A 23,241-nucleotide genomic window follows, 5' to 3' on the forward strand; every position below is an offset into this window, starting at 1 on the left:
GGTGTGCAGGTGTACAAGCTTCAGGGCCAGAACCGGTACCTGATGATCGTCGAGGCCATCGGGTCGCAGGGCCGCTACTTCCGGTCCTTCACCGCCACCAGTCTGGGTGGCACCTGGACCCCGCAGGCGGCCAGCGAGAGCAACCCGTTCGCCGGTAAGGCGAACAGCAACGCGACCTGGACCAACGACATCAGCCACGGTGAGTTGATCCGCAGCAACGCCGATCAGACCATGACGATCGACCCCTGCAACCTGCAACTGCTCTACCAGGGCCGGGCCCCGAACTCCGGCGGCGACTACGGCCTGCTGCCGTACCGTCCGGGCGTCCTGACCCTGCAACGCTGACCGGGTGACAGTGGTGGCCTCGCCGGTGGATCGGCGAGGCCACCCCCGGTGTCCTCCAGGCCCGGTCGGCGCCACCACCGGATGCCGGCCCGGCTGGGCACCCTCGGGCGCACGCCCCGAGTGAGACCCCAATCGAAGGAGTCGGCCATGAACGTCATCGGTGAGGCCCGTCCCGCCTCTCCACCACGCCGGAGATGGCGGTCAGGACTGGCGGCGTTGTCCGCCGCCGTCCTGGCCGCCGGCACCCTGGTCGCGGTGCACGCCACCCCGGCCGCCGCGGCCACGCCTGACACCAACGCCTGGTACGTCCTGGTGAACCGCAACAGCGGCAAGGCCCTGGACCTGTACGCCGCGTCGACCGCCGACGGCGCCCGGATCAGCCAGTGGACCCGCAACAACGGCGCCAACCAGCAGTGGCAGTTCGTGGACTCCGGGGGCGGGTTCTACCGGATCAAGTCCCGGCACTCCGGCAAAGTCCTGGACGTCTACAACTTCTCCACCGCCGACGGCGCGGCGATCGTGCAGTGGGCCGATCACAACGGGACCAACCAGCAGTTCCGGCTGGCCGACTCCGACGGCGGCCATGTCCGGCTGATCAGCCGGCACAGCAACAAGGTGGTGGAGGTGCAGGGCGCCTCCACCGCCGACGGCGGCAACATCGTGCAGTACGCCGACTGGAACGGCGCCAACCAGCAGTGGCAGCTCGTCCGGGTCGACGGCGGGGGCACCACCCCACCACCGCCCACCGGCGGCACGGGCTGCGGCAAGGCGCCCACCCTGTCCAGCGGCACCCACACGATCTCCAGCGGCGGCAAGAGTCGATCCTTCATCCTGCGGGTGCCGGCCAACTACAACCAGAACAACCCCTACCGGTTGATCTTCGGGTTCCACTGGCGGGGCGGCACCATGCAGGACGTCTCCTCGGGCGGGACCAGCGGCGCCGCCTGGTCGTACTACGGTCAGCAGGAACAGTCGAACAACACCGCCATCCTGGTGGCCCCCCAGGGGCTCGGCAACGGGTGGGGCAACGCCGGCGGCGAGGACGTCGTCTTCGTCGACGACATGATCAGGCAGATCGAGAGCGCCCTCTGCGTCAACCCCCGGCAGCGTTTCGCCCTGGGCTTCAGCTGGGGTGGCGGCATGAGCTACGCCCTGGCCTGTGCCCGGGCCGAGGTCTTCCGGGCGGTGGCGGTGATCGCCGGTGCGCAGATCAGCGGCTGTGCCGGTGGTAACCAGCCGATCGCCTACTTCGGGTTGCACGGCATCTCGGACAACGTGCTGAGCATCGGCCAGGGGCGGTCGCTGCGCGACACCTTCGTCCGCAACAACGGTTGCAACGCCCAGAACCCGCCGGAGCCGGGAGCGGGCAGCCGTACCCACATCACCACGGCCTACTCGGGTTGCCGGGCGGGTTACCCGGTGCAGTGGGCCGCCTTCGACAACGGGCACATGCCCGGCCCGGTGGACGGCACGTACGCCGAAAGCGGGGTCACCACCTGGACCAAGGGTGAGATCTGGCGGTTCTTCGCCCAGTTCTCCTGACCCGCGCCGGTTGGCCGTCGCCACCCGTACGACATCGGGTGGCGACGGCCCGGCGGGGGTCAGCGCTGGAGGCGGGTCGCCTTGCCGGAGCCCTTGCGGCGGACCAGCCAGGCCTCGGTGATGTGGGTGAACATCGCCTCGGCGGCCCCCTCGGGGTCGCGGGCGGCGATCCGTTCGTAGATGCGGCGGTGCCCCCGGTTGGAGGCCACACACAGTGAACGCTGGGTCCGACCCAGGTAGCGCGCGGTGTTGACCACCTGGCTCTCCAGCGACCGTACGACCCCACGGGCGATGCGGTTGCCGGAGGCCTGCATCACCACGTCGTGGAAGGCCCGGTCGTGGTCGTGGTAGGCGACCTGGTCGTCGACCAGCTCGTCCATCCGGTCGACCAGGGCGCGGAGCCGGTCGAGGGTCTCCGGGTCGGCCAGCCGGGCGGCGACATGGGCCATGTCCGACTCCAGCAGCCGCCGGGTGACCACGAGGTCGTCCAGGATGGCCAGGCTGTCGTCCTCGGCGATGGTGGCCGCCAGCACGAGTTCGTCCAGCATGTCCCACATCGACTGGGGGGTGACCATGGTGCCGGCGCCCTGGCGGACCTGCACCAGGCCCTTCTCCTGAAGGACCTTGACCGCCTCCCGGACGACCGTCCGGCTGACCGAGAAGGTCTCGCAGAGCACCGGTTCGGGTGGCAGGGCCGTGCCGGAGGGATGCACCCCACGGACGATGCGTTGCACCAGCTCGGCGGTGACCGCCCTGCCGAGGTTCGTGGGTCGCCGGACCCAGGCCGGGCTGGCCAGGCCGTCCAGGGTCGTCTCCTGCGGTGGCGTCATGTCCCCTCCGATTTGCTCTGCCGTGGCACGACGTCCAAGGAGATCAGTGTACGACTCGCCCGTTGACCGTCAGACGTCATACGAGTTACGTTCCATCGATCGATTGTCGGCATGGCGGCCGGTCCGCCAGCCCTCCCCGTACAGAGGTGAACAACGATGAAACAGCGCGCGTTATGGTCGGCCGCCCTCGTTGTCGGACTGGTGACGATGGCGGGCTGCGGAAGCGCCGGCGGGCCGGGCAACTCCTCCGGCGGCTCGGCGGACAAGCTGGTGGTGTGGGACTGGAAATCCGGCGAGGCCTCCGCCGCCCAGTACCTCGACAAGGCCAAGGCCGACTTCGCCCGCAAGCACCCCGGGGTGAGCGTGGAGTTCGTCGCGCAGCCCTTCGACCAGTACTACACCCTGCTCGGTGCGGCGATCCAGGCCGGCAAGGGCCCGGACGTCATGCTGTTCAACGGCGGCGGCCAGATCCGGGACCGGGTGGACGCCCTGGTGCCACTGGACGAGCAGGTGGCCGAGGACAAGCAGCGACTGGCCGGCTGGGATGCCTTCACCGCCGACGGGAAGACCTACGCCGCCCCGGTCACCCTCCAGGGCCACCCCATCTACTACAACAAGGCCCTCTACACCAAGGCCGGGCTGGACCCGGCGACTCCGGCCACCACCTGGGACAGGTTCCTCGCCGACTGCGCGGCCATCACCCGGGCCGGGGCCAAGTGCTTCGCCCTGGGCAACAAGGAGGGCGCGGGCATCCAGTTCTGGCTCTCCGCCCTGGGCTCCGGCATCCTCACCGCCCAGGAGTACGACGACTGGATCGCCGGCAAGCGGGACTGGAACTCGCCGAACGTCAAGCGGGTCTTCGCGCTCTGGCAGGAGGCCGGTGCGGCGGGCCTGAACAACGACGGGGCCAACTCCACCGCCATGTTCAACGACTCCTTCGCGATCTTCCAGTCCGGTAAGGCGGCCCACATCATCGGGCTGATGTCCGACGTGGGGCACTGGAAGGACTTCAACGAGTTCCTCACCCCCGACAACCTCGGGGTGATGAGCGCCCCGGTGGTCACCGAGGGCACCACCCCCAGCCTGGCCTACGACGGCGGCATCGGGTACGCGGTCGCCAAGTGGACGAAGGACCCCGAGGTCGCCGCCGACCTGGTGCGCTCCCTGACCTCGACCGAGGCGCTCAAGGCCTTCTACGCCGACGCCGGGGCGATCGCCGCGGACACCACCATCGACGTCTCCCAGGGCGGCCCGGCCGTCGCCGGCATCGTCGCCGAACTTCGCGGCGGCAAGCCGGCCCTGCATGTGGCGCTCTCCTCCAAGACCATCGATCTGATGGGACGGCTCTCCCAGCAGTTGCTCAGCGGCTCGATCACCGTGGACGAGGTGGTGAAGCAGCTGGCCGCCTCCGACCAGGCGGGCTGAGCGGGGTGTCGATCGGAGAGAAGCGGCCGTCGGCCCGTCCGCTGAGATCCGGACGGGCCGACCCGGCGGCCACCGACACCTCACGGCGTCGGGTCCGGCGCGGCGGCTCGCGTCGGCTGCGCGGCGAGCGCCTGGCCCCCTACCTCCTGGTCGCCCCGGCCGTGCTGATCATCGTGGCGCTGCGGCTGTATCCGCTGGTGCTGGGGGTCAACTTCTCCTTCACCGGTGACGGGGTGCGCAACGGCACCGCGGTGGGCCTGGACAACTATCGGGAACTGCTGGCGGATCCGCTGTTCCGTACCGCCCTGGGCAATGTCGGGTGGCTGGTGCTGCTGCTACCGGTGGCGGTGGCCATCCCCGGCCTGCTGGCCACCTTCATCCACCTGCGGGTGCCCGGTCACCGGGTGTACCGCAGCGTCTACTTCTTCCCCGCGGTGCTCTCCCCGGTCATCGTCGGGGCGATCTTCAACCTGCTGCTCGCCTTCGACGGCCCCCTCAACACCCTCCTCGGCATGGTCGGTCTCCCGCCGACCGACTGGCTGGGTGACCCGGACATCGCCAAATTCGTGGTGGTCGGGGTGCACGTCTGGGCCACCTTCGGCATGTCCCTGGTGGTCTTCCTGGCCGGGTTCGCGACCCTGGACGGCGCCCTGCTGGACGCGGCCCGGGTGGACGGGGCCGCCCTGCCCCAGGTCATCCGGCACGTGATCATCCCAGGGCTGTCCCGGACCATCCAGTTCGTCTTCGTGACCACGATGATCGGGATGCTGACCTCGATGTTCGGCCTGCTCTACGTGATGACCAGTGGCGGCCCGGAGGGCTCCACCTACCTGCCGGAGTACTACATCTGGATCCAGCAGGGCCAGATGAACCGCCCCGCCCTGGCCTCGGCCGCCTCGACCGTGCTCTTCGTGATCATGCTCGTGGTGGGGCTGTTGCAGATCCACCTGCTCAGGCGGGCCGGAAAGGAGAGCTGATGTCCCACCTGCGTGGACGGTGGTTGATCGCCCTGCCGATGTCCCTGCTGGCCCTGGCGACGATCTACCCCCTGCTGTTCACCGTCAACGTCGCGATGAAGACCCGCCGGGACTACATCCTGGACCGGTTCGCCCTCACCGACGCCCTGCGGTGGGACAACATCGTCACGGCCTGGACCAGCGTGGGGATGGGACGGTACTTCGTCAACTCGCTGGTCGTGGTGACCTTCTCGGTGCTCCTGCTGCTGCTGTTCGGTTCGATGGCCGGCTTCGCCCTGAGCCAGTTGCGGTTCCGGGGTTCCTCGGCGCTGTTCCTCGGCTGCTTGGCGGGCCTCTTCGTACCCTTCCAAGTGATCATGGTGCCGCTGGCCCGGATCATGGCCGACACCGCCCTGATCGACACCTACCCCGGGCTGATCCTGGTCTACGTGGCCCAGTTCCTGCCCTTCACGGTCTTCCTGATGACCAGCTACTACCGGACCATCCCGTCGGAGATCATCGACGCGGCCCGGATCGACGGCAACAGCGTCTACGGGGTGTACCGCCGGATCATGATTCCCCTGGGCACTCCGGCCCTGCTGTCGGTCGGCATCCTCAACGCCCTGTTCTGCTGGAACGACGTACTCATGTCACTGGTGATGATGCCCTCGGCCGAGCACCGCACCCTGATGGTCGGGGTGACCTCCCTGCGGGGGCAGTACTCCGACGACATCCCCACCTTCGCCTCCGGCGTACTGATCGCCGCCATCCCCGTCCTGGTGGTCTACCTCTTCCTCCAGCGTCAGATCGCCGACGGCGTCGCCGCCGGCTCCACGAAGGGTTGACATGCGGATCACCGGATATCGGACCCTGACCACCGTCCAGGAATGGGGACGGCCCGTCGGCGACGCCAACGGCGTCTTCACCGACGGGGTGGTCCCGGTGTCGATCGTCATCGTCGAGACCGACCTGGGCATCTCGGGCGTCGGCATCGGCCCGCACGTCGAGATCGAACGGATCTTCGCGGCCATCGACGGCGAGGATCCCCGGGCGGTGACGACGCTGTACGACCGGATGCTGCGGCACACCTTCAAGGCGGGACACGCCGGCCCGGTGTTCGGCACCATCGGTTCACTCGACACCGCGCTGTGGGACATCAAGGCGCAGATCGCCGGAGAGCCCCTGTGGCGGCTGCTGGGTGGACGCGACCGGCGGGTCCCCGCGTACGCGTCGGGCCTGGACATCGCGTTGAGCGACGACGAACTCGTCGCCACGTACCAGGGCTATGCCCGGCACGGACTGCGGGCCGCCAAGCTCAAGGGCGGCCTCGACATCGAACGCGACCGACATCGACTGGAGTTGGTCGGTGAGGTCCTGACCGAGGCCGGGCACGGGCGGCGGCCCGGTCTCATGCTCGACGTCAACGAGGCATGGACCCGTAAGCAGGCCGTCCGGCACGTCTGCGAACTCGAACGCACCCTGGACCTGATCTGGATCGAGGAGCCGGTGCGGCGCTGGGATGCCGAGGGCCTGGCCACCGTCGGGCGGGGGGTCCGCGCCTCGATCGCCACCGGCGAGAACCTCACCGGTTTCGAGCAGTACCCGCCGTTGATCGCCGCCGGTGCCGTCGACATCGTGCAGACGGCCGCGGTCGGTGGCATCACCCATTTCCTGCGGGTGGCCGCCCTGGCGCACGCGCACGACCTGCCGGTCAGCCCGATCGGCAACAGCCTGGTGGGGCTGCTGCACGCGGCCACCTCGGTGCCGAACCATCTGACCAGCGAGTTGCAGGACCTGTCCGCACCGGTCGGCATCACCGTCGACCTCCAGGTCGAAGGCGGCGCCTTCGTCCTCGGGGACTCACCCGGACTCGGTGTACGCCTCGACGAACAACGCATCTCCGCCGCCGACCGGCGTCCGCCGCCGCCGGCGTCCGAGGGCCCGCACGTACGGCCGGAGCGAGCCGGACGCCGCCTGTTGGCGGAGGCCGACGGCGTCCCGCCCACCCGGCGGTGGCCCGTCGCGGCATCCACCCCGGCGTCCCGCAACAGTCACGGGCCCGACGGACAGATCCACCGGACGGTGGCGTCATGAGTGCCCGGTCGTTGCCGCTGCGGCCGACGGTGCGCCTCACCGAGTTGGGCCTCGGCGCCGCGCAGGGCGGCAACCTCTACCGGGTCACCACGGACGAGGAGTTCGCCGCGGCCGTCGACACGGCCTGGCAGGCGGGCATCCGCTACTTCGACACCGCGCCGCACTACGGACTCGGGCTCTCCGAGCGACGCCTCGGCGCCGCGCTGCGGCACCGTCCCCGGCACGAGTACGTGGTGTCGACGAAGGTCGGGCGGCTGCTGGTGCCCTCACCGGAGGACGCGCACCGGACCGACCCGGAGGGCTTCGAGGTGCCCGCGACCCACCGGCGGGTGTGGGATTTCAGCCGCGACGGGGTACGTCGCAGCATCGAGGCCAGCCTCGACCGGCTGGGCCTGGACCGGATCGACATCGTCTACCTGCACGATCCCGACGACCACTGGGAGCAGGCCGCCGACCAGGCGGTGCCGGCCCTGGTCGAGCTGCGCGACGAGGGTGTCGTCGGCGCCATCGGAGCCGGCATGAACCAGTCCGCGATGCTGGCCCGCTTCGTGCGGGAGACCGACGTCGACGTGGTGATGTGCGCCGGCCGGTACACCCTGCTCGAACAAGGTGCTGCCGGTGACCTGCTGCCGGCCGCCGAGCGGCGTGGCGTGGGCGTGGTGATCGCGGGCGTCTACAACTCGGGGCTGTTGTCCCGGGACCACCCTCCGGCGGACGCGTACTACAACTACCAGCAGGCGCCACCGGCGTTGCTGGCGCGAGCCCGTCGGCTCGCCGCAGTCTGCGAGACGTACGGCGTGACGCTGCCGCAGGCGGCCCTCGCCTTCGTCCGCCGGCACCCGGCCGTGATCTCCACGGTGGTCGGGGTGCGCGACGCGGCGCAGGCGACCGAGACCGTACGCTGCTCAGCGGTCGCCGTACCTGACGAACTCTGGGCCGCACTGACCACGGCCGGCCTGCTCGCGGTTGGCCCGGCCAGGAGGTGAAGTGCTCGATGGTTGACAGAGTGCAGTAGCGGGATCGTTCACCATGAATCGATGAAGCTTCGCCGTCCAGTCAGTGACCGCGTGTTCATGGGAGGATTCGGGGCAGTACTGCTCGGAATCCTCGGTTATCTGGTGAGCCTGCAGTTCACTGACGGCGCCACGGTGTCCGGCCGACTCTGCATCGGCGTGCTCTCGCTGGTCGCCCTGTTCATGGCAGCCGCTTGCCTCCAAGGGGCGTCGCAGCGGTTTCAGGTCGATGTCGACCGGGACGGCTGGGCGGTGCGGATCGGTCGGTACCGACGCGACCTGCGATGGGCCGAGATCTCAGCCGTGGTGATCGACAGCCGGGAGGTCGAGGGCCAGGGCCTTCGGTGGGTTTCCGCGCTCTACCTGGTGCCGGCGCCCGACGTCAGCTGGGACGTTCCGGACGATCTGAAGGCCACAGTGGACGAGTTGCCGGCGGTGCGGCTGTTCGACCTGCGCGACCTGAGCATCGAGGAGCGGCAGTTCGTCCGCGACCTGGCAGGTCTGGCCGGTGGTCGCCTCGAGGTTCGCGCCCACCGCCTCAACCTGATGCTGGTGGCCGAGGACGCTCGGCAGCAGCCCGACGGCGGGAGGATTCTCCGCCCGTTCCCGCCTGGCGCGCCGGGCGTGCGAACGCAGCGCTGGCTGAACCGGCGGCGAGCCCTGCTCTTCGCCGGTTGGTACCTGTTCGCCGTCGTCCCGGCGCTGCTGCTCACCAACTTCACCGCAGGACTTCACGAACTGCTCGGCGCCGCGGTGGCAGTGCTCGGCCTGCTCGCGGTGATCACTGCGTACCGGCGGTTCGTCACGATGTTCGACCAGGCCACCGACCTCGTCGAGGTCGAGGTGGTGATCGACGGTACGGAACTCGTTCGGGCGATCGGCGACTACGCTCACCGCGAGGACATGCACGGCGGCAACGTCGTTCTGTTGCCACCGGGGGCGACACGTGGCTACGGCAAGGCCGGGCTGCTCGTGTTCCAGAACAGCGTGGTGCTGCTCGGCGATCCGCGGACCGGACGGCTTCGTGACCACGGCGACCTGCACGCTCTGTCGGCGGTGCTGCGCGAGTCGCCACACGAGACCGACCGGGCCGTAGCCCGGGAGATCGACGCTCTCGCCCTACAGTCCCAGGTGGGCGACCCGATGGAGTCAGGCGGCGTCGGAACCGCCCACCTGTGGGTGTCGTTCACCAAATTCGGCCGCGTCCTGGCCTGGGCCCTCGTCGCGGCTTCGGTTGCGGTGACCGGCGGCTGGCTGGTGGAGAGCACCCACTACCTGGGCGGTGCGCTTCTCCTCCTCGTCGGTGTGCCGCTGGCCACCGTCTGGGCGCTGTACGCGTTGTACCGGACAGGCGCGCTGCTCCACGCGGCGTGGCAAGCGCTCCGGAAAAAGCAGTGACCAGCCGTCCGCTCCGGTTGCGCTCTCCCGGTATATAGGATTTTCCTACCGTATTTCGGGACGGCAGGACTACGGTCGCCGTAGTCGATCGAGGGGATTCGCGCATGCCGGCCGCACCGAACGTCTACACCCACGGACACCACGAGTCGGTGCTGCGCTCGCACCGGTGGCGTACCGCCGAGAACTCGGCGGCATACCTGCTGCCGCACCTCGCGCCGGGCATGTCGGTGCTCGACGTCGGCTGCGGACCGGGCACCATCACCGTCGACCTGGCCGCCCGCGTGGCACCCGGACGAGTCACCGCCGTCGAGATCACCGACGAGGCACTCCAACTCGCCCGCACCGAGGCCGGCGCCCGTGGTCAGGGCAACATCGACTTCGCGGTCGCCGACGTGCACGCACTGGACCTCCCCGACGATACGTTCGACGTCGTCCACGCCCACCAGGTGCTTCAGCATGTCGCCGATCCGATCCAGGCGCTGCGCGAGATGCGCCGGGTCTGCCGTCCCGGTGGAATCGTCGCCGCACGGGACAGCGACTATGCCGCGTTCACCTGGTTTCCTCGCGTACCGGCGCTCGACGACTGGCTCGCCCTGTACCAGCAGGCCGCCCGCGCCAACGGCGGCGAGCCGGACGCCGGCCGGCGTCTGCTCTCCTGGGCGAACGCCGCCGGGTTCACCGACGTCAGGGCGACGGCGAGCACCTGGTGCTTCGCCACCCCGGAGGACCGGCAATGGTGGGGCGGGATGTGGGCCGAGCGGATCCTGAATTCGGACCTGGCCCGACAGGTACTGACCGCAGGCGTCGCCACGGCCCAGGACCTACGCAACATCTCGGACGGCTGGCGGGAGTGGGCCGAATCAGCGGATGCCTGGTTCGTCGTGCTGCACGGCGAGATCGTCTGCCGGGCCTGAGGAGCGACGCTCGCTCGGCCAGGCATGTGGTCCGCAGCCCTGCGCCCGGCAACGTCCGACTTCCGAGATGAGGACGTTCGTCGCGACGCTCCCGACGAGTCTGGAAAGGTGTCTGCATGGTGACTCTGTTGGACGGCGTACTGGCGGACCTGGGGCTGATGGACATCGCCGGGCCCCGGCTGGCCGGAGATCCACAGCCGGCGGTGCTGGCGTCACCGCTCGCCGTCGCCGAATGCGCAATCGGGTCCGTGGCCGCCTGTCTCACTGCTGCCGCTGATCTGGCTTTTGCACGCACCGGTCGCTGGCCTGATATCGCAGTCGACAGGGCGCATGTGGCGGCGGCGATGCGCAGCGAGGTTTGGCTTCGCGACGCGGACGGGCGGGGGATCGATGGCTTCGCTCCGCTGTCTCGATTGTGGCGGGCTGCAGACGGTTGGGTGCGTACACATGCGAACTACCCGTGGCATCGGGCGGCTCTGCTGGTGTCTCTCGGTGTAAACGACGATCGTGACGCCGAGGTTCAGGCGCGGTTGGCTGACGTCATTGCTGCGCGCCCGGCGTTGGAGGTTGAGCGTGCTGTGTACGCCGCGGGAGGGCTGGCCGTGGCGGCTCGTACGCAGGCCCAGTGGCAAGCAGACGACCAGAACAGCGCGATGGGGACGTCTCCGCTCGTGAGCATGGTGCCGCTCAGCCGTGGGCCGCTGCCGCTAGCCGAACCGGGCTGGCTTCCGGCGTCGGGGGTGAAGGTGCTCGATCTGACACGAGTCATCGCCGGCCCCGTTGGTACCCGAATGCTGGGCGCGCTCGGTGCCGACGTGCTACGAGTCGATGATCCGCATCGCCCGGAGTTGGCGCTGCACGCCATCGATGGAGTGATCGGTAAGGCAAGCGCGAGCCTGGATGCCAGCACGGAGAACGGCCGTCAAGCTCTGCATCGCCTCCTCGACCAGGCCGACGTTCTCGTGACCGGCTACCGACCCGGAGCCTTGCGCCGTCTCGGTCTGGACCCTAACCAAGTTGCGGACCAGCACCCCGGCACCATCGTCGTCACGCTTTCGGCCTGGGGAACGGCTGGAACCTGGGGGACACGGCGCGGTTTCGACAGCCTGGTGCAGATTGCCACCGGCATCGGCTGGGCCACAAGCACGGATGGCATCCAACCCGGCGCCCTTCCCTGTCAGTTGCTCGACCACGCCACCGGCTACCTCATCGCTGCTGGTGCACTGGCTGCACTGGGTCGACGCGCCCGTACCGGCGACGCCACCCATGTCTCTGTATGCCTCGCCAGGACGGCACGATGGCTGCTCGATCAAGGCATCATGCCGGCCAGGCAGAGCGCGGGCGATGACCCGAAGCGCCAAGCCGACACCTACCGGACAGCTCTCGGAAACGGGTGGAGCGGGATCAGCCCACCGGGTCAACTCGACGGCCGCCCGCTGAGCTGGCCTCACCTACCACCCGCCTACGCTCAAGCGCCGCCCGATTGGAGCTGAACGCCCGCGGCCACGCTGCGAGAGGGCTCGAGCTACGCCATAGTTCCGGCGATGGCCATGAACAGTGAACCTGAAGTAACGGCGTCACACCATCCGCTATTGCCGCTTTGCGCTCGCCATCGGACATCGATAGTTGGTTCCGTGCGCACATGCCGCACCTCGGCCCGTCCCGGGGCGAGGTGCGGTCCACCCTCATCCCTGGACAGGGGTGCAGACGATCAGTTGACCACGGAGCGGACGATCTCGGCGATTCGCCTCTCAGTGACAGCATCCACCGTCTCGAAGTACCACGCGGCCGGCATCAGCCCACCGTCGGCGCCGCCTGCCGGTCGGAAGGCGGCCTTCTCGGTGATCGCGAGGTTCAATCGTTCGTCCATGCGCAGCGTGACGAGCGCGGGTGTGCTCGCCGACTTCGCGTAGGCGGGCATGCCGTACCAGATGCGCGGTTTCAGGGTTGGGGCCGCGGCCATGATGATGTCGTGCACCCGCTGCATCGTCGAACGGGTCGGCTCGTCCATCTTCGAGATCCTGTTGACCACCTGCGTCAGGTTCTTTTCGTCCTTCGACGACATGTCATGTCCTTTCGTCTGCCGATGTCGGGCACCGGCGGTATGAAGTCGGCGCAACAGTGCGCCGCACCCCACCCGGACATGTCCTGAACTGCTCAGGTCTCTCCGCGATGATTCACGTGGTCTGTCACGTGGAAGCGCAGTCGGTGGCGGACCACCGCAGTCAGGCTAACGGATCCGCCGCGGCGTGGTCGTCCGGATCTGCCGCGAGTCGCGCGCTAACCGACGGGTCACGGCCTGCCTGGAGGCCGACGCAGGTTCCTGCCGAGTCGAGTCTGCTGTTGGAACAGCGCCGGGACTGACCGTGCCCTGAGCGTCATCCGAGTGGCTCGCCTTCACCGTCCTGCAAACGAACCTGCGGCTGCGGCCAGACGCTGGTAGCGGCCACAGCTACTGGACGCGGCCGTTACCAGGAGGTCCGGAGTCAGCCGCTTCGACGGTTGCCGTACTGGCGAGGACTCTGCACCGTGCCGGCGCGGCCGTGGACGCGGCTCGGGGTACCCCCGGTGTGGTTGGTGGTCGCCTTGCCCTTGGACCGGCGTGCCGCTCGGTTCTCGAAGGGCTGTGGCTGCTCCTCGGTTTCCGCTTCGGCCTCAGCGGTGGGATCGGCGTCGCTGGTGGCGTCGGTCATGGTGTCTCCTCGTGCTGTTTCAGGACTGGGCTGTTCGCGGCGGATCTGGAAGCGTGGCCGCCGCGATACGCAGACGGTAGCGGGCAGGCTGACCCGAGTCGGGACCGACTGCCCTTGTAAACCATCCAGGCCGGTCGGGAGCCGTCACGTCGCGCAGCCGGTCTGTCAGGCCGGCTGCCACTGGCGTCCGCAAGCGAGTTGAAGAAATATGACGCAAGGTGTCAGGTTTTGGGTGGAGCATGGGTTCATCGGTCGGCGCCGGTGACAGGCGCGGACCACGGCACAGATAGATGCGGAGAGACACGGCCTCCATGCGCGAAACCCCACAAGATCTCGAAGAACTCCAAGCCCTGCTTGACGCCTCCCTCGCCCGCTCCACGTCTCACCTTCGCTCGATCATCAACTCCTCGCGCACACTGAACGCGGAGCAACTCACCCAGGTCCTCACCGGTATGTGCACCCTCGCTCTGTCCACCGTGACAGCGAAGGGCGAGCCACGCATCAGCGGTGTCGACGGGCACTTCCTGCGAGGCAAGTGGTACTTCGGCACGGCGCCCGACGCCGCCAAGGCACGCCACCTCGCGGCGCGGCCCGCCGTCAGCGCCGCACACATGCGCGGTGAGGACCTCGGCGTCTTCACACACGGCAAGGTGGAGATCCTCAACCCCCGCAACGGCGACCAGGCCACGGACTGGCCGGACGTACTCGCGTACTTGAAGGACTTCTACGGCGACGACCTCTTCGACTGGGACAACGACGTGGTCTACTACCGGCTGCATCCGCACTGGATGACCGTCTATGCCCCAGACATCGCAAAGCTCACCGTGGCCTCCCAGCCCTGATCCACAGCACGGTCTCGCCTTCGGGTGGGGTGATGGTGATCCAGGTACAGGGGTCCGCCTTTCCTAGGGGGGCGCCCTCCGCGCTGGCGTGGCTACAATGAGCTAAATATTGCTGCACGTCAATGCATGTGGGATTACCGATGACCGCTACCCGAGCGCAGGATGCGTCCGCCGCAATGCCCGACCCGGGTCGGGCCCGCACGCTGGATGAGCTGGTCGCAGGGCTGCGGTCGTTGAAGGTCTGGGCGGGAAACCCCTCCTACGAATGGATCACCGCCCAGGTCAACAACGCGTGGCGGGCCGCCGGTCGCCCGACCGGCGAGTTGACCAAGCGACCCACGGTCGTGGACTGCTTCAAGCCCGGTCGGCGACGGCTGAACACCGACCTCGTGACCGCGGTCGTGCAGGCACTGCACCCGGACGAGGGGTACGTGCACCAGTGGCGCCAGGCGCTGCGGGTGGTCGGCGGGGAGGCTCTGGCCGCCGTGGTGGTGCAGGTCCAGGACAGGCTTCCACCCGACCTGGCCGGGTTCACCGGTCGTACCGCCGAACTCGATCAACTCCGCCGCGCTCTCGGCCGCAACGGCGCGGTGGCGATCTCGGCGATAGAGGGGATGGCCGGCGTCGGTAAGACCCGGCTCGCCATTCACGCCGGGCATATTCTCATCCGGGAGAGTCGATTTGATCGGGCGCTTTTCGTCAACCTGCGCGGATTTCACCCCGACCCCGCTCGACCTCCAGCGGACCCGGCCGCCGTCCTGGACGGCTTCCTGCGGCTGCTCGGTGTACCGCCGCAGCGCATACCCCACGCTCTGGAGGCCCGCACCGCGGCCTACCGTGACCGGCTCGCCGGTACCCGCACCCTGATCGTGCTGGACAACGCCGCCGACCTCGACCAACTCCGCCCGCTGCTCGCCGAGGTGCCCGGCTGTCTCACCGTGATCACCAGTCGGCGAAGCCTGTCCGACCTGCCCTCGGCCACGCAGTTGGTGATCGACGTGTTCCCAGCGGACGAGGCCGTTCGATACCTGGCCCACGCCGCCGGCCAGGTCCCGGTGGGCGACGATCGCACCGCTGCCGCCCGTATCGCACGGCGCTGTGGCTACCTGCCGCTGGCGCTGGACCTGACGGCCGCACACATGCGGGCCACACCCGACTGGACCCTCACCGATCACGCCGACCGGCTCGACGAACGCCACGACCAGCGACGCCTGGAGACCGGTGTCGAACTCGCCCTCGACCTGTCCTACCACCGCCTGCCCGCCGACCAGCGCCAGCTGCTCCGGTTGCTGGCGCTGCACCCCGGGCAGGACAGCGACGCCTACGCCGCGGCTGCCCTGGCCGGCACCGACATCGAGGTCACCCGTGCCCATCTGGACCGCCTGTGCCGCGACCACCTGCTGCACCAGTCCAACGCGGGCCGGTACACCTTTCACGACCTCGTCCGCACGTACGCCACCACCCGAGCCCACGACGAGGTCCGCCCACGCGACCGTCGCGAGGCCCTGACCCGCCTGTTCGATCACTATCTCGCGACGGCCGCCTCCGCGATGGACGCTCTGCACCCCGCCCAGGCGCATCTTCGACCCCGCGTCGTCCTGTCCGGTACCCCCGTGCCCGAGCTGACCGACCCGGACACCGCCCGCATCTGGCTCGACACCGAACGGCCAGCCCTGGTCACCGTCGTGGCCCACGCCGCCACCCACGGCTGGCCCGCCCACGCCATCCGGCTCTCCCGCGTCCTGGTGCAGTACTTCGCCGGTGGCCACAACAGCGACGCCATCACCGTTCACAGTCATGCCCGCCGTGCCGCCAGCCACATCGGCGACGTCACCGAACAGGCCCACGCTCTCGCCGACCTTGGCGTCGCCTATCTCTGGGGCGGCCAGCATCAGGCCGCCGCCGAACACTTCACCAAGGCGCTGCTCCTGTTCGAGCAGACCGGCGACGCTCCCGGGCAGGCCCGGACCCGGACCAACCTCGGCATCGCCGAACAGCGGCTCGGCCGCTACCGCGAGGCCGCCGCCCACTTCGCGCAGGGCGAGATCCTGCATCGGCGAGCCGGCAACAAGGTCGGTCAGGCACGCACGCTGACCAACCTCGGCGACATCGAACAGAAGACGGGTCAGTACGGCGAGGCCGCCACACACCTGCGGCAGGCGCTCGCCCTGTTCCGAGAGACCGGAGACCGGGCCGGCGAGGCGGTGTCGCTGGTCAACCTCGCGGAGGTCGACACGCGGTTGGGTCGGCATGGGGCGGCCGCCGAAAGCCTGGCCCAGGCGCTCGCCCTGTTTCGTCATGCCGGGCACCGCAACGGCGAAGCCTGGACGCTGGACGGGCTGGGCACCCTCCACGTCGCTCGCGGCGAGCCCGCCAAGGCCGCCGAGTACCACCATCAGGCCCTGACGATCCTGCGGGCGACCGGCGACCGGCACGGCGAGGCATTCGCGCTCAACGGCATCGGCGAGGCCGCGCTCGCCGCAGGCCACCCCGCCGACGCTCTTCGCCATCACACCGCCGCCCAGCGGATCGCCGCCGAGATCGGTGCCCGCGACCAGCAAGCCCGCGCCCACACCGGGCTGGCCAACGCCCACCGCGCCCTCGGCGATCCCGACCAGGCCCGTGCTCACTACCACCACGCCCTCGCCATCTTCACCGACCTCGGTACGCCCGAGGCCGACCAGATCCGCGCCTGCCTGGCCGCCCTCGACAACGTCGGCATCCACACCTGAGCGAGATCCCCGGGAAGCCCGCCCGGTGGCTCCCAACCCGGGGATCTCGCGTCTACGGGAGTGGTCGAGAATGACCAACCCCCCGTGGGGTCAGGTGGTGCAGGGGGTGCCGTTCAGCGTCCACCCCACCGGTGGCGGGTTGGAGATGCCGCTGTTGCCCAGAAAGCCGAACGACGTGGCGGCGCCGGGTACGAGCGTGCCGTTGTGGCTGAGGTTCCGTGCCGTCACCAACGCGTTGGACTGCGTCACGCCGGCGTTCCAACTGCTGGTGATCCGCTGCCCGTTCGTGAACGAGAAAGTCAGCGTCCACCCGTGCACGGGCGTGTTGCCGGTGTTTGTGATGGTCACGTTGCCGGTGAAGCCGGCGGACGTCGGGTTGGAGTGGGCTGTGTAGGCGATCCGGCAGGCGCTGTTGCCTCCGGTGGGCGATGGGGACGGGGATGGCGGCGCGGGGTTGCCGTCCACCGCGGCCTTCGGAAGTCCGACGAAGACATCAGCAGCCTGCCGGCCGAGTACGGCGACATCCAACTCGCACGAGACATTCCACATCGGCTCGAGACCAAGCGTGGCGCAGTACTCCCTCGCCGGTTGAAGAACATTCGCGGGGAGGTGGTGGGAGTAGAAGGGCGCTGCCGGGTTGCCCACGTCGACGGCGTCGCAGAAGCGCAACAGTGAGGTGGTGTGGCTGACCCGCCAGCTGTTGCCGAAGACCCCGTACAGGTCGGCGAAGGAGAGCGGCACGCGCAGGGCGTCGCCGTTGCTGGCTTCGAGGAAGTGGGGGTCACCGTTGTGGTTGCCTAGCAGGCCGCGCACCGCCGGGGTCGCGGAGTCCAGGCTGATGCCCAGGTTCACGTACGGGACGGTGCCGGCGATGGCGGTGCTGCGGACGAGGTTGCCGGACGGGTCTCTGAACGTGTAGACGTTGCCCACCCGGTGGATCGCGACTCCGGTGGACAGCAGCAGTGACTCGCCGGAGGGCAAGGTGGTGTCGACTCCGTTCACGACCAGCCGGGTCCCGGAGCACACCGCCAGCCTGGTGTTGCCCATCCGCACGCCGACTGACTGGTTCACCGATGCGTTGGGCCGGGTCGGGGCGCCAGACTTCTTGCGGGTCTGCACCTCGAACGTGGTACCGGCCCGGGCCTCGACGAAGTCACCCGTAGCCTGGAAGTCGTAGTACGTACCGGCGAAGGTGTACTGGTGAGTGTCGCCGACGGCAACGGCGGCCTTGCAGCCTGCCAGCTCCTGATTCTTGGCTGCCTGGTTGATGATGAGGGCCGGTGCCGGCGATGTGGGGGTCGCACTCGGTTTGGCGAAGTTGAGGTTGTTCCTCTCCTTGCTGTAGCCGACTTGTTTGCATTCGGGCGCCTTCGGACTGCCGTCGACTATCGTCGTGCGGAGGTTGAAGTCGGCCTCCTTGTTGAAGACGGCTGTGGATCCGTTGCCGAAGCCGAACACGTTGAACTCGACCTGCGTCCATCCCGGTCCCGCCTGGCCGGGCTGCGGTGGCACGTCCAGCACGTGAAGGACCTCCGGACTGGACGTCGAGACGGCGTTCTGGTTTCCATCGTTGAACGTGACCATGTCGACGACGACGGTCTCCGCGCCGACCGTCTGCGTCTGCGTCTCCGCTTCCAGCTTGAAGCCCGGAAGCGCGATGTTCCTGATCGGTATGTAGGGAAGCGGGCCCGCCGCCCTCTCGCGTCTCAGCCAGCAGTGGACCTCGCCGTCGTCCGGGACCTCGGTCCAGTCCGTCGGGCAGGGCTTGCCCTGGCTCGCATCCGGGTTGTAGGCCAGCAACCAGTAGTCGATGTAGAGACGGCTGGGCAGCTCATTCGGGACGGTTTGCGGGGTGTTGGCGAAGATGAATTGCTTCCAGCCCTCACACAACCCGGGAGTCGGTGAACTGTCGCACTCCTTGACCTTGAGGCGGTTGGTGTTGAGCTGGAGCGTGTAGCTGTTCGCCATCACCGGCCCGCTGGTAGGGGAGGAGTTCACCGTCAGCAGGTCTTTGTCCTTGACATCCTCGAACGTGCCGGTCGCCCTGGTGATGTCACCGGCATCCGCAGGTCGCTCCGTCACGATGCCCATCCCGGTGCCACCACCGATATCCCGCCGCGCAGCCGGTACCCGGTTCGGGGACATCGGGATCGCCGGCGAATCCACGCAGGCGGTCTCCCGCCATTCGACCTTGGGATAGGTCGCGTTGAAGCACCCGTCCAGCGATGGCCGCGGAGCCTCGACGATCTGCGCATTCCAGTCCAGGAGATTCTCCTGTATGGCGGGATGCTCCGCTTTACTGGCCGTGTGGACGACTCCCATTGTCAGTAGGACAGCCGCGATCGTGGCGCCGATCAGCCCGAGTCGTGCTCGGCGTTTTCGCGGCAGCAATCTCAGCATCGTTTCCTCCCCAGCGCATGTGAAACCGCCTAGCGCCCGTCTGCGGGCGGGTCTTGCTGCCGAGGGTCGCGCGGTGGGGGGCAGGCTGGGGAAATCCCATACAAACCCATAAATGTCTTCGTGGTGTTGGCACTCCCAGCCACACCTTTTCCACCTTCACGATCTGGCACAGCGTCCGCGAGATGACCGACATGGTCCACGGCCGTAGCGGGTGTCGGGACCGGCGTCGTGGTGCGACGCCGGTCCCGATCGGTGCTGTCACCGCTCAGCTGTGGCCGCCTCAGGCCGCGCTGAACCGCCACTGCTGGTTGGTGCCGCCGTGGCAGGTCCACTGCAACAGTCGGGCCCCGTCGGTGGTGGCGGCGGAGTTGACATCCAGGCAGAGCCCGCTCGGCACACTCTTCACCGTGTAGACCCCGGCCGTGCTCGTCTGGGTGGCGGTGAACTTCTGCTGGTTGCTGTTGTTGCAGGTGGCCTGTTGAAGGAAGGCGCCCGCCGTGGTGGAGCCACCGATCACCTCGGCGCACTTGCCGCTGTGCACCGCCTTCAGGTAGACGGCGCCATTACCGGCGTCGACCGCCTGCCACTTCTGGTTGTTGCCGCCGGTGGCCGCCCACTGGTGGATCTGGGCGCCGTCGGCGGTGGAGACCCCGCTGACATCCATCAGCTTCCCGCTGTGCTGCGCGGTCAGCGTCCAGGTCTTGCCCGCCACCCCGTCACCGGGAGGTGGGGTGACCGGGCCGCCGGTGCCGACCCCGGGCCCACCGAAGGTGTGCGAGTCCAGGTCGAACCAGTTGTTCCCGCTGCCCTTGAAGACCAGGTACAGGGTGTGGGTCCCGGCCAGGGGAGTGACGTTCACCGGCGGGGTGGATTGGTAGTTGTCCCACCCTCCGGTGCTCGGCACCGGGGTGGTGGCCAGCAGGGTGCCGGTGGGTGAACCGGCCCGCAGCTCGATGGTGCCGCCGCCCGAGGGGGAGGAGAGGCGGTAGCTGACCGTGTTGATGCCCGACAGGCTCATCGGGGTGAAGGCGATCCAGTCGTTGTTGGAGATGTCCCCGATCCGCTTGCCGCTCTGCGCGCCCGCCTGGTCGATGATCCGGGTGCCGGACTGGCTGCTGTAGTACTCCGCCTGCTTGTGCTTGGGCTGGAGGATCACCTGGGCGTGGCCGGTGAGTGGCGCCGCCCCACCCGCCCCACCGTTGTCGGTGTACCGGGCGTTGAGCACGTAGAACAGGTTGGCCCCGTCCGGGTGCCCGCCGAGCAGGTCGGTCGGGATGGTGCCCGAGCAGCCGGGATAGTCCGTGGTCTCGTGTGCGTGATCGTCATGGCCCAGGGCGGGGTTCAGGAAGACCTTTGTGCAGTCGACCGGGTCCCCGCCGGGGTCGGAGACACTGATCTGGTACGACACCCGGTCACCGAAGGTGAGCATCCCACCGTTGGCCGGGGTGGTGATGGTGACCACCGGAGCGGTGTTGCCGACGGTGATCTGGACGTTGGCGAAGCCGCTCTTGCCGGTGTTGTCGGTGACCTTCAACTGGGCGGTGTAGTTGCCGTTGCTGGTGTAGACCTTCGACGGGTTGGCCGCCGTCGAGGTGGTGCCGTCACCGAAGGTCCACTGGTAGCTGAGCGTGTTGCCGGGGTCGGGGTCCATCGACCCGGCACTGGAGAACTGCACCGTCAACGGGGCGTTGCCGCTGGTCGGGGTGCCGGTGGCCTTGGCGATCGGGGAGCGCCCACCCTGCACGTAGTCGATCCGGTACAGGCCGGAGTCACTGTTGCCGCCGCCGAAGTTGGTGCCCCACTCCAGCAGGTACAGCGATCCGTCCGGGCCGAATTCCAGGTCCATCGGCTTGTTGAACCGGCTGGTCGTCAGGAAGGGGTTGGTCCGGGTGACCGCGGTGGCCGAGTCGAAGTGCACCTCCTTGATGTAGCTGCGGGACCACTCGTAGAAGAAGTGCACCCCGTCGTAGTACGGCGGGAACTTTGTCTGCGAGGGGTTCGCCGGGTCGTACCGGTAGACCGGTCCACCCATCGGCCCCGAGCCCCCGGAGCCCAGCTCCGGGAAGGTCTGCGAGGTGCCGTAGCCGTACCAGATGTTGGGGGCCACCACCGGTCGCAGGTTGGTCAGGCCGGTGTTGTTGGGGGAGTTGTTGACCGGGGCGGAGCAGTTGAACTTGGCGCCGACCGCACCGGTGTCCGGGTTGTACGGCGCGTACGGCTGGTTGTCGCCGTGGCAGAAGGGCCAGCCGTAGTTGCCCGGGGCCTTGATCACGTTGAGTTCGACGAGACCCTCCGGGCCCCGGTTGGTGGTCGGGGGATTGCGGTCTGGCCCGTAGTCGGCCAGGTAGACCCAGCCGTTGGCCGGGTCGATGGAGAACCGGAAGGGGTTGCGGAAGCCCATCGCGTAGATCTCCGGACGGGTCTGCGCGGTGCCCTGCGGATAGAGGTTGCCGGACGGGATGGTGTACCCACCACCGGCCGAGGGCCGGATCCGCAGCAGCTTGCCCCGCAGGTCGTTGGTGTTGCCGGCGGTACGGGCGGCGTCCAGCATGTGCTTGCCCGACCGCCAGTCCAGCGGGGCGTAGCCCTGCCAGTTCGGGTCGAGGTTAGGCGCCACGTCGTCACCGGTGCCGATGTAGAGGTTGCCGTCCGGACCGAAGTCGATGTACCCGCCGGTGTGGCCGGGCTCCGGGTAGGTCCGGTCCCGGTAGGCGGGGATGTCGATGACGGTGACCCCGCTGGACATGTTCAAGGTGTCACCGGTCAGGGTGTAGCGGGACACCCGGTTGATGTCCGTGCTGCTGTTGGCCGGTGAGTGGTACAGGTAGACGTACCCGTTGGTGGCGAAGTTGGGGTCCAGGGCCAGTCCGGTCAGCCCGTCCTCGCCCCCGGTGTAGACGCTGAGGGTGCCCGCGGTGACCGTGCTGTTGGTGCTCGGCTTGAAGATCTTGATCTGGCCGCCGCGTTGCACGTAGAGCACCCGGCCGTCCGGTGCCACCGCCAACGCCATCGGGTCCACGGTGTTGTCGTCCAGGGTGCGCTTCTCGAAGTTGCCCCAGACGGTGCCGCCGCAGTCGCCGGGCTGGTTGCCGGCGGCCCACTTGACCCCGCCGAGTACATGGTTGCGGAAGTGGGTCTCGCTGTAGGACGCGATGGCGTGGCCCATGGCCGTGGCCCAGACCCGACCGCCGCCGACGTTGCGACACCAGGAGATCGGATGGTCCGGGCCCATCGCCCGGGATCCCGGGTTGTAGGTCCGTTCGTCCGCGGTGACCAGCACGTGCACGTCGCCCCGGGGGTTCTTGTCGAAGTTGTACCACTCCTCGCTGCGGTTCCAGCGGTCCGGCAGGCCGGCCGTGGAGGGGTGCTTCTTGTCGGCCACGATCGCCGTGCCGGGCAGCACCCCGGGGGAGTGCTCGGGCATGTGGGCACCGGCGTTGATGGTCTGGTCCCACCAGGGGTACTCGCCCTCGATGCCCATGTCGGTGGCGTTGTGGACGGCGACGATTCCCTTGCCGGAGGCGAGATACCCCTCCACGGCCTGGCGTTGGGCGGCCGAGGTCCAGACCATGCCGGAGGTCTGGAACATGATGAGGACGTCGAAGGTGGCCAGGTTGGCCGGGGTGAAGACGGACGAGTCCTCGCTGTGCACCAGTTCGAAGTTGTCGGCCGCGGCCTGCTGCTGGAACATCGAGACCCCGGCGGGAATCGAGTCGTGCCGGTAGCCGGTGGTCTTGGTGAACAACAGCGCCCGGAAGGCGGGCGCCGCCGTTGCGGGATTCACCAGCGCGAGGGCCAGTAACAGACCCACGATCACACCGACGATTGGTGTTCTGCGACGCATAGCGTCTCCTTCGGGGCGGGCGGAGCTACCTGTGGTGGTGTGGTGCGGGTCGGCCACGTCGCGTCGTCCGGTCGGCAGGTGGACTCGCCGGTGGTCACGCAGCGTCATGCCCGGGCGGCGACTGTCCCGTGGTGGTCAGGGGTCGGGCCTGAAGCTCTATTTATAGAAGATTGCAGATGTTAACGCCAACATCGTGAGGCCGCGTACGGCGGT

At 68.6% G+C, this 23,241-nt stretch carries 17 protein-coding genes; 12 read left to right on the forward strand and 5 right to left on the reverse strand.

Features of this window, described 5'->3' with window-relative positions; all coding sequences use genetic code 11:
• Both ABZ795_RS00005 and ABZ795_RS00010 read left to right on the forward strand, forming a co-directional pair.
• Positions 1-345 (forward strand): non-reducing end alpha-L-arabinofuranosidase family hydrolase (locus tag ABZ795_RS00005; RefSeq protein WP_357527474.1); only part of this gene is annotated, 345 nt, incomplete at its 5' end.
• A 147-nt stretch (positions 346-492) separates the two neighbouring features.
• Positions 493-1,887, forward strand: coding sequence for an RICIN domain-containing protein (locus ABZ795_RS00010; protein ID WP_357527475.1), 1,395 nt, complete (start codon positions 493-495; stop codon positions 1,885-1,887).
• Between the two features lie 59 nt (positions 1,888-1,946).
• On the opposite strand, the gene ABZ795_RS00015 is transcribed toward ABZ795_RS00010, so the two are convergent.
• Entirely contained in the window at positions 1,947-2,717 is a 771-nt protein-coding gene (locus ABZ795_RS00015) for a FadR/GntR family transcriptional regulator (RefSeq protein ID WP_327026365.1), read from the reverse strand.
• A gap of 156 nt (positions 2,718-2,873) precedes the next feature.
• Between ABZ795_RS00015 and ABZ795_RS00020 the strand changes: the two genes are divergently transcribed.
• The 8 genes from ABZ795_RS00020 (at position 2,874) to ABZ795_RS00055 (ending at position 12,010) form a co-directional block, all read left to right on the forward strand.
• Positions 2,874-4,142: an extracellular solute-binding protein gene (locus tag ABZ795_RS00020; RefSeq protein WP_357527477.1), complete on the forward strand. Its 1,269-nt coding sequence runs from the start codon at positions 2,874-2,876 to the stop codon at positions 4,140-4,142.
• 5 nt (positions 4,143-4,147) lie between these two features.
• The gene (locus tag ABZ795_RS00025) at positions 4,148-5,119 is read left to right on the forward strand and encodes a sugar ABC transporter permease (protein WP_357527479.1); all 972 of its coding nucleotides are present in this window, start codon (positions 4,148-4,150) and stop codon (positions 5,117-5,119) included.
• Complete coding sequence (locus ABZ795_RS00030; RefSeq protein ID WP_357527481.1) at positions 5,119-5,943, forward strand: carbohydrate ABC transporter permease; 825 nt, start codon at positions 5,119-5,121, stop codon at positions 5,941-5,943. The genes ABZ795_RS00025 and ABZ795_RS00030 overlap by 1 nt, the downstream gene beginning before the upstream one ends.
• A 1-nt stretch (position 5,944) precedes the next feature.
• Complete coding sequence (locus ABZ795_RS00035) at positions 5,945-7,192, forward strand: mandelate racemase/muconate lactonizing enzyme family protein (protein ID WP_357527484.1); 1,248 nt, start codon at positions 5,945-5,947, stop codon at positions 7,190-7,192.
• Complete coding sequence (locus tag ABZ795_RS00040) at positions 7,189-8,178, forward strand: aldo/keto reductase (protein WP_357527486.1); 990 nt, start codon at positions 7,189-7,191, stop codon at positions 8,176-8,178. Before ABZ795_RS00035 ends, ABZ795_RS00040 begins: the two co-directional genes overlap by 4 nt.
• A gap of 132 nt (positions 8,179-8,310) precedes the next feature.
• The gene (locus tag ABZ795_RS00045; protein ID WP_357527488.1) at positions 8,311-9,603 is read left to right on the forward strand and encodes a hypothetical protein; all 1,293 of its coding nucleotides are present in this window, start codon (positions 8,311-8,313) and stop codon (positions 9,601-9,603) included.
• 104 nt (positions 9,604-9,707) lie between these two features.
• Entirely contained in the window at positions 9,708-10,517 is an 810-nt protein-coding gene (locus tag ABZ795_RS00050; RefSeq protein ID WP_357527490.1) for a methyltransferase domain-containing protein, read from the forward strand.
• 116 nt (positions 10,518-10,633) lie between these two features.
• Entirely contained in the window at positions 10,634-12,010 is a 1,377-nt protein-coding gene (locus ABZ795_RS00055) for a CoA transferase (RefSeq protein ID WP_357527492.1), read from the forward strand.
• A gap of 218 nt (positions 12,011-12,228) precedes the next feature.
• Here the strand turns inward: ABZ795_RS00055 and ABZ795_RS00060 are convergent, their stop codons facing one another.
• Both ABZ795_RS00060 and ABZ795_RS00065 read right to left on the reverse strand, forming a co-directional pair.
• Positions 12,229-12,582 carry a DUF1801 domain-containing protein gene (locus tag ABZ795_RS00060; RefSeq protein WP_357527494.1) on the reverse strand — a complete coding sequence of 118 codons (354 nt, stop codon included), beginning with the start codon at positions 12,580-12,582 and terminating at the stop codon, positions 12,229-12,231.
• A gap of 421 nt (positions 12,583-13,003) precedes the next feature.
• On the reverse strand, positions 13,004-13,210 hold the full coding sequence (locus ABZ795_RS00065; protein ID WP_357527496.1) for a hypothetical protein: 207 nt from the start codon (positions 13,208-13,210) through the stop codon (positions 13,004-13,006).
• Between the two features lie 290 nt (positions 13,211-13,500).
• Here ABZ795_RS00065 and ABZ795_RS00070 point away from each other — a divergent pair, with 290 nt between their 5' ends.
• Positions 13,501-14,052, forward strand: coding sequence for a pyridoxamine 5'-phosphate oxidase family protein (locus ABZ795_RS00070; protein ID WP_357527498.1), 552 nt, complete (start codon positions 13,501-13,503; stop codon positions 14,050-14,052).
• Between the two features lie 140 nt (positions 14,053-14,192).
• Positions 14,193-16,784, forward strand: coding sequence for a tetratricopeptide repeat protein (locus tag ABZ795_RS00075; RefSeq protein WP_357527499.1), 2,592 nt, complete (start codon positions 14,193-14,195; stop codon positions 16,782-16,784).
• Between the two features lie 90 nt (positions 16,785-16,874).
• Here the strand turns inward: ABZ795_RS00075 and ABZ795_RS00080 are convergent, their stop codons facing one another.
• Both ABZ795_RS00080 and ABZ795_RS00085 read right to left on the reverse strand, forming a co-directional pair.
• On the reverse strand, positions 16,875-19,184 hold the full coding sequence (locus ABZ795_RS00080) for a cellulose binding domain-containing protein (RefSeq protein ID WP_357527502.1): 2,310 nt from the start codon (positions 19,182-19,184) through the stop codon (positions 16,875-16,877).
• Between the two features lie 280 nt (positions 19,185-19,464).
• Positions 19,465-22,995 (reverse strand): ThuA domain-containing protein, encoded by a 3,531-nt coding sequence (locus tag ABZ795_RS00085; RefSeq protein ID WP_357527504.1) that lies wholly within the window; start codon positions 22,993-22,995, stop codon positions 19,465-19,467.
• Positions 22,996-23,241 lie beyond the last annotated feature (246 nt).

The organism is Micromonospora sp. NPDC047134 (genome assembly GCF_040643455.1).
GTDB lineage: Bacteria > Actinomycetota > Actinomycetes > Mycobacteriales > Micromonosporaceae > Micromonospora.

What these genes read in the sequence shown, in the direction of transcription:
- ABZ795_RS00010 (WP_357527475.1), top strand. Translation starts at nt 493, where the DNA reads ATGAACGTCATCGGTGAGGCCCGTCCCGCCTCTCCACCACGCCGGAGA.
- ABZ795_RS00015 (WP_327026365.1), bottom strand. Translation starts at nt 2,717, where the DNA reads ATGACGCCACCGCAGGAGACGACCCTGGACGGCCTGGCCAGCCCGGCC.
- ABZ795_RS00020 (WP_357527477.1), top strand. Translation starts at nt 2,874, where the DNA reads ATGAAACAGCGCGCGTTATGGTCGGCCGCCCTCGTTGTCGGACTGGTG.
- ABZ795_RS00030 (WP_357527481.1), top strand. Translation starts at nt 5,119, where the DNA reads ATGTCCCACCTGCGTGGACGGTGGTTGATCGCCCTGCCGATGTCCCTG.
- ABZ795_RS00035 (WP_357527484.1), top strand. Translation starts at nt 5,945, where the DNA reads ATGCGGATCACCGGATATCGGACCCTGACCACCGTCCAGGAATGGGGA.
- ABZ795_RS00040 (WP_357527486.1), top strand. Translation starts at nt 7,189, where the DNA reads ATGAGTGCCCGGTCGTTGCCGCTGCGGCCGACGGTGCGCCTCACCGAG.
- ABZ795_RS00050 (WP_357527490.1), top strand. Translation starts at nt 9,708, where the DNA reads ATGCCGGCCGCACCGAACGTCTACACCCACGGACACCACGAGTCGGTG.
- ABZ795_RS00055 (WP_357527492.1), top strand. Translation starts at nt 10,634, where the DNA reads ATGGTGACTCTGTTGGACGGCGTACTGGCGGACCTGGGGCTGATGGAC.
- ABZ795_RS00060 (WP_357527494.1), bottom strand. Translation starts at nt 12,582, where the DNA reads ATGTCGTCGAAGGACGAAAAGAACCTGACGCAGGTGGTCAACAGGATC.
- ABZ795_RS00065 (WP_357527496.1), bottom strand. Translation starts at nt 13,210, where the DNA reads ATGACCGACGCCACCAGCGACGCCGATCCCACCGCTGAGGCCGAAGCG.
- ABZ795_RS00070 (WP_357527498.1), top strand. Translation starts at nt 13,501, where the DNA reads ATGCGGAGAGACACGGCCTCCATGCGCGAAACCCCACAAGATCTCGAA.
- ABZ795_RS00075 (WP_357527499.1), top strand. Translation starts at nt 14,193, where the DNA reads ATGACCGCTACCCGAGCGCAGGATGCGTCCGCCGCAATGCCCGACCCG.
- ABZ795_RS00080 (WP_357527502.1), bottom strand. Translation starts at nt 19,184, where the DNA reads ATGCTGAGATTGCTGCCGCGAAAACGCCGAGCACGACTCGGGCTGATC.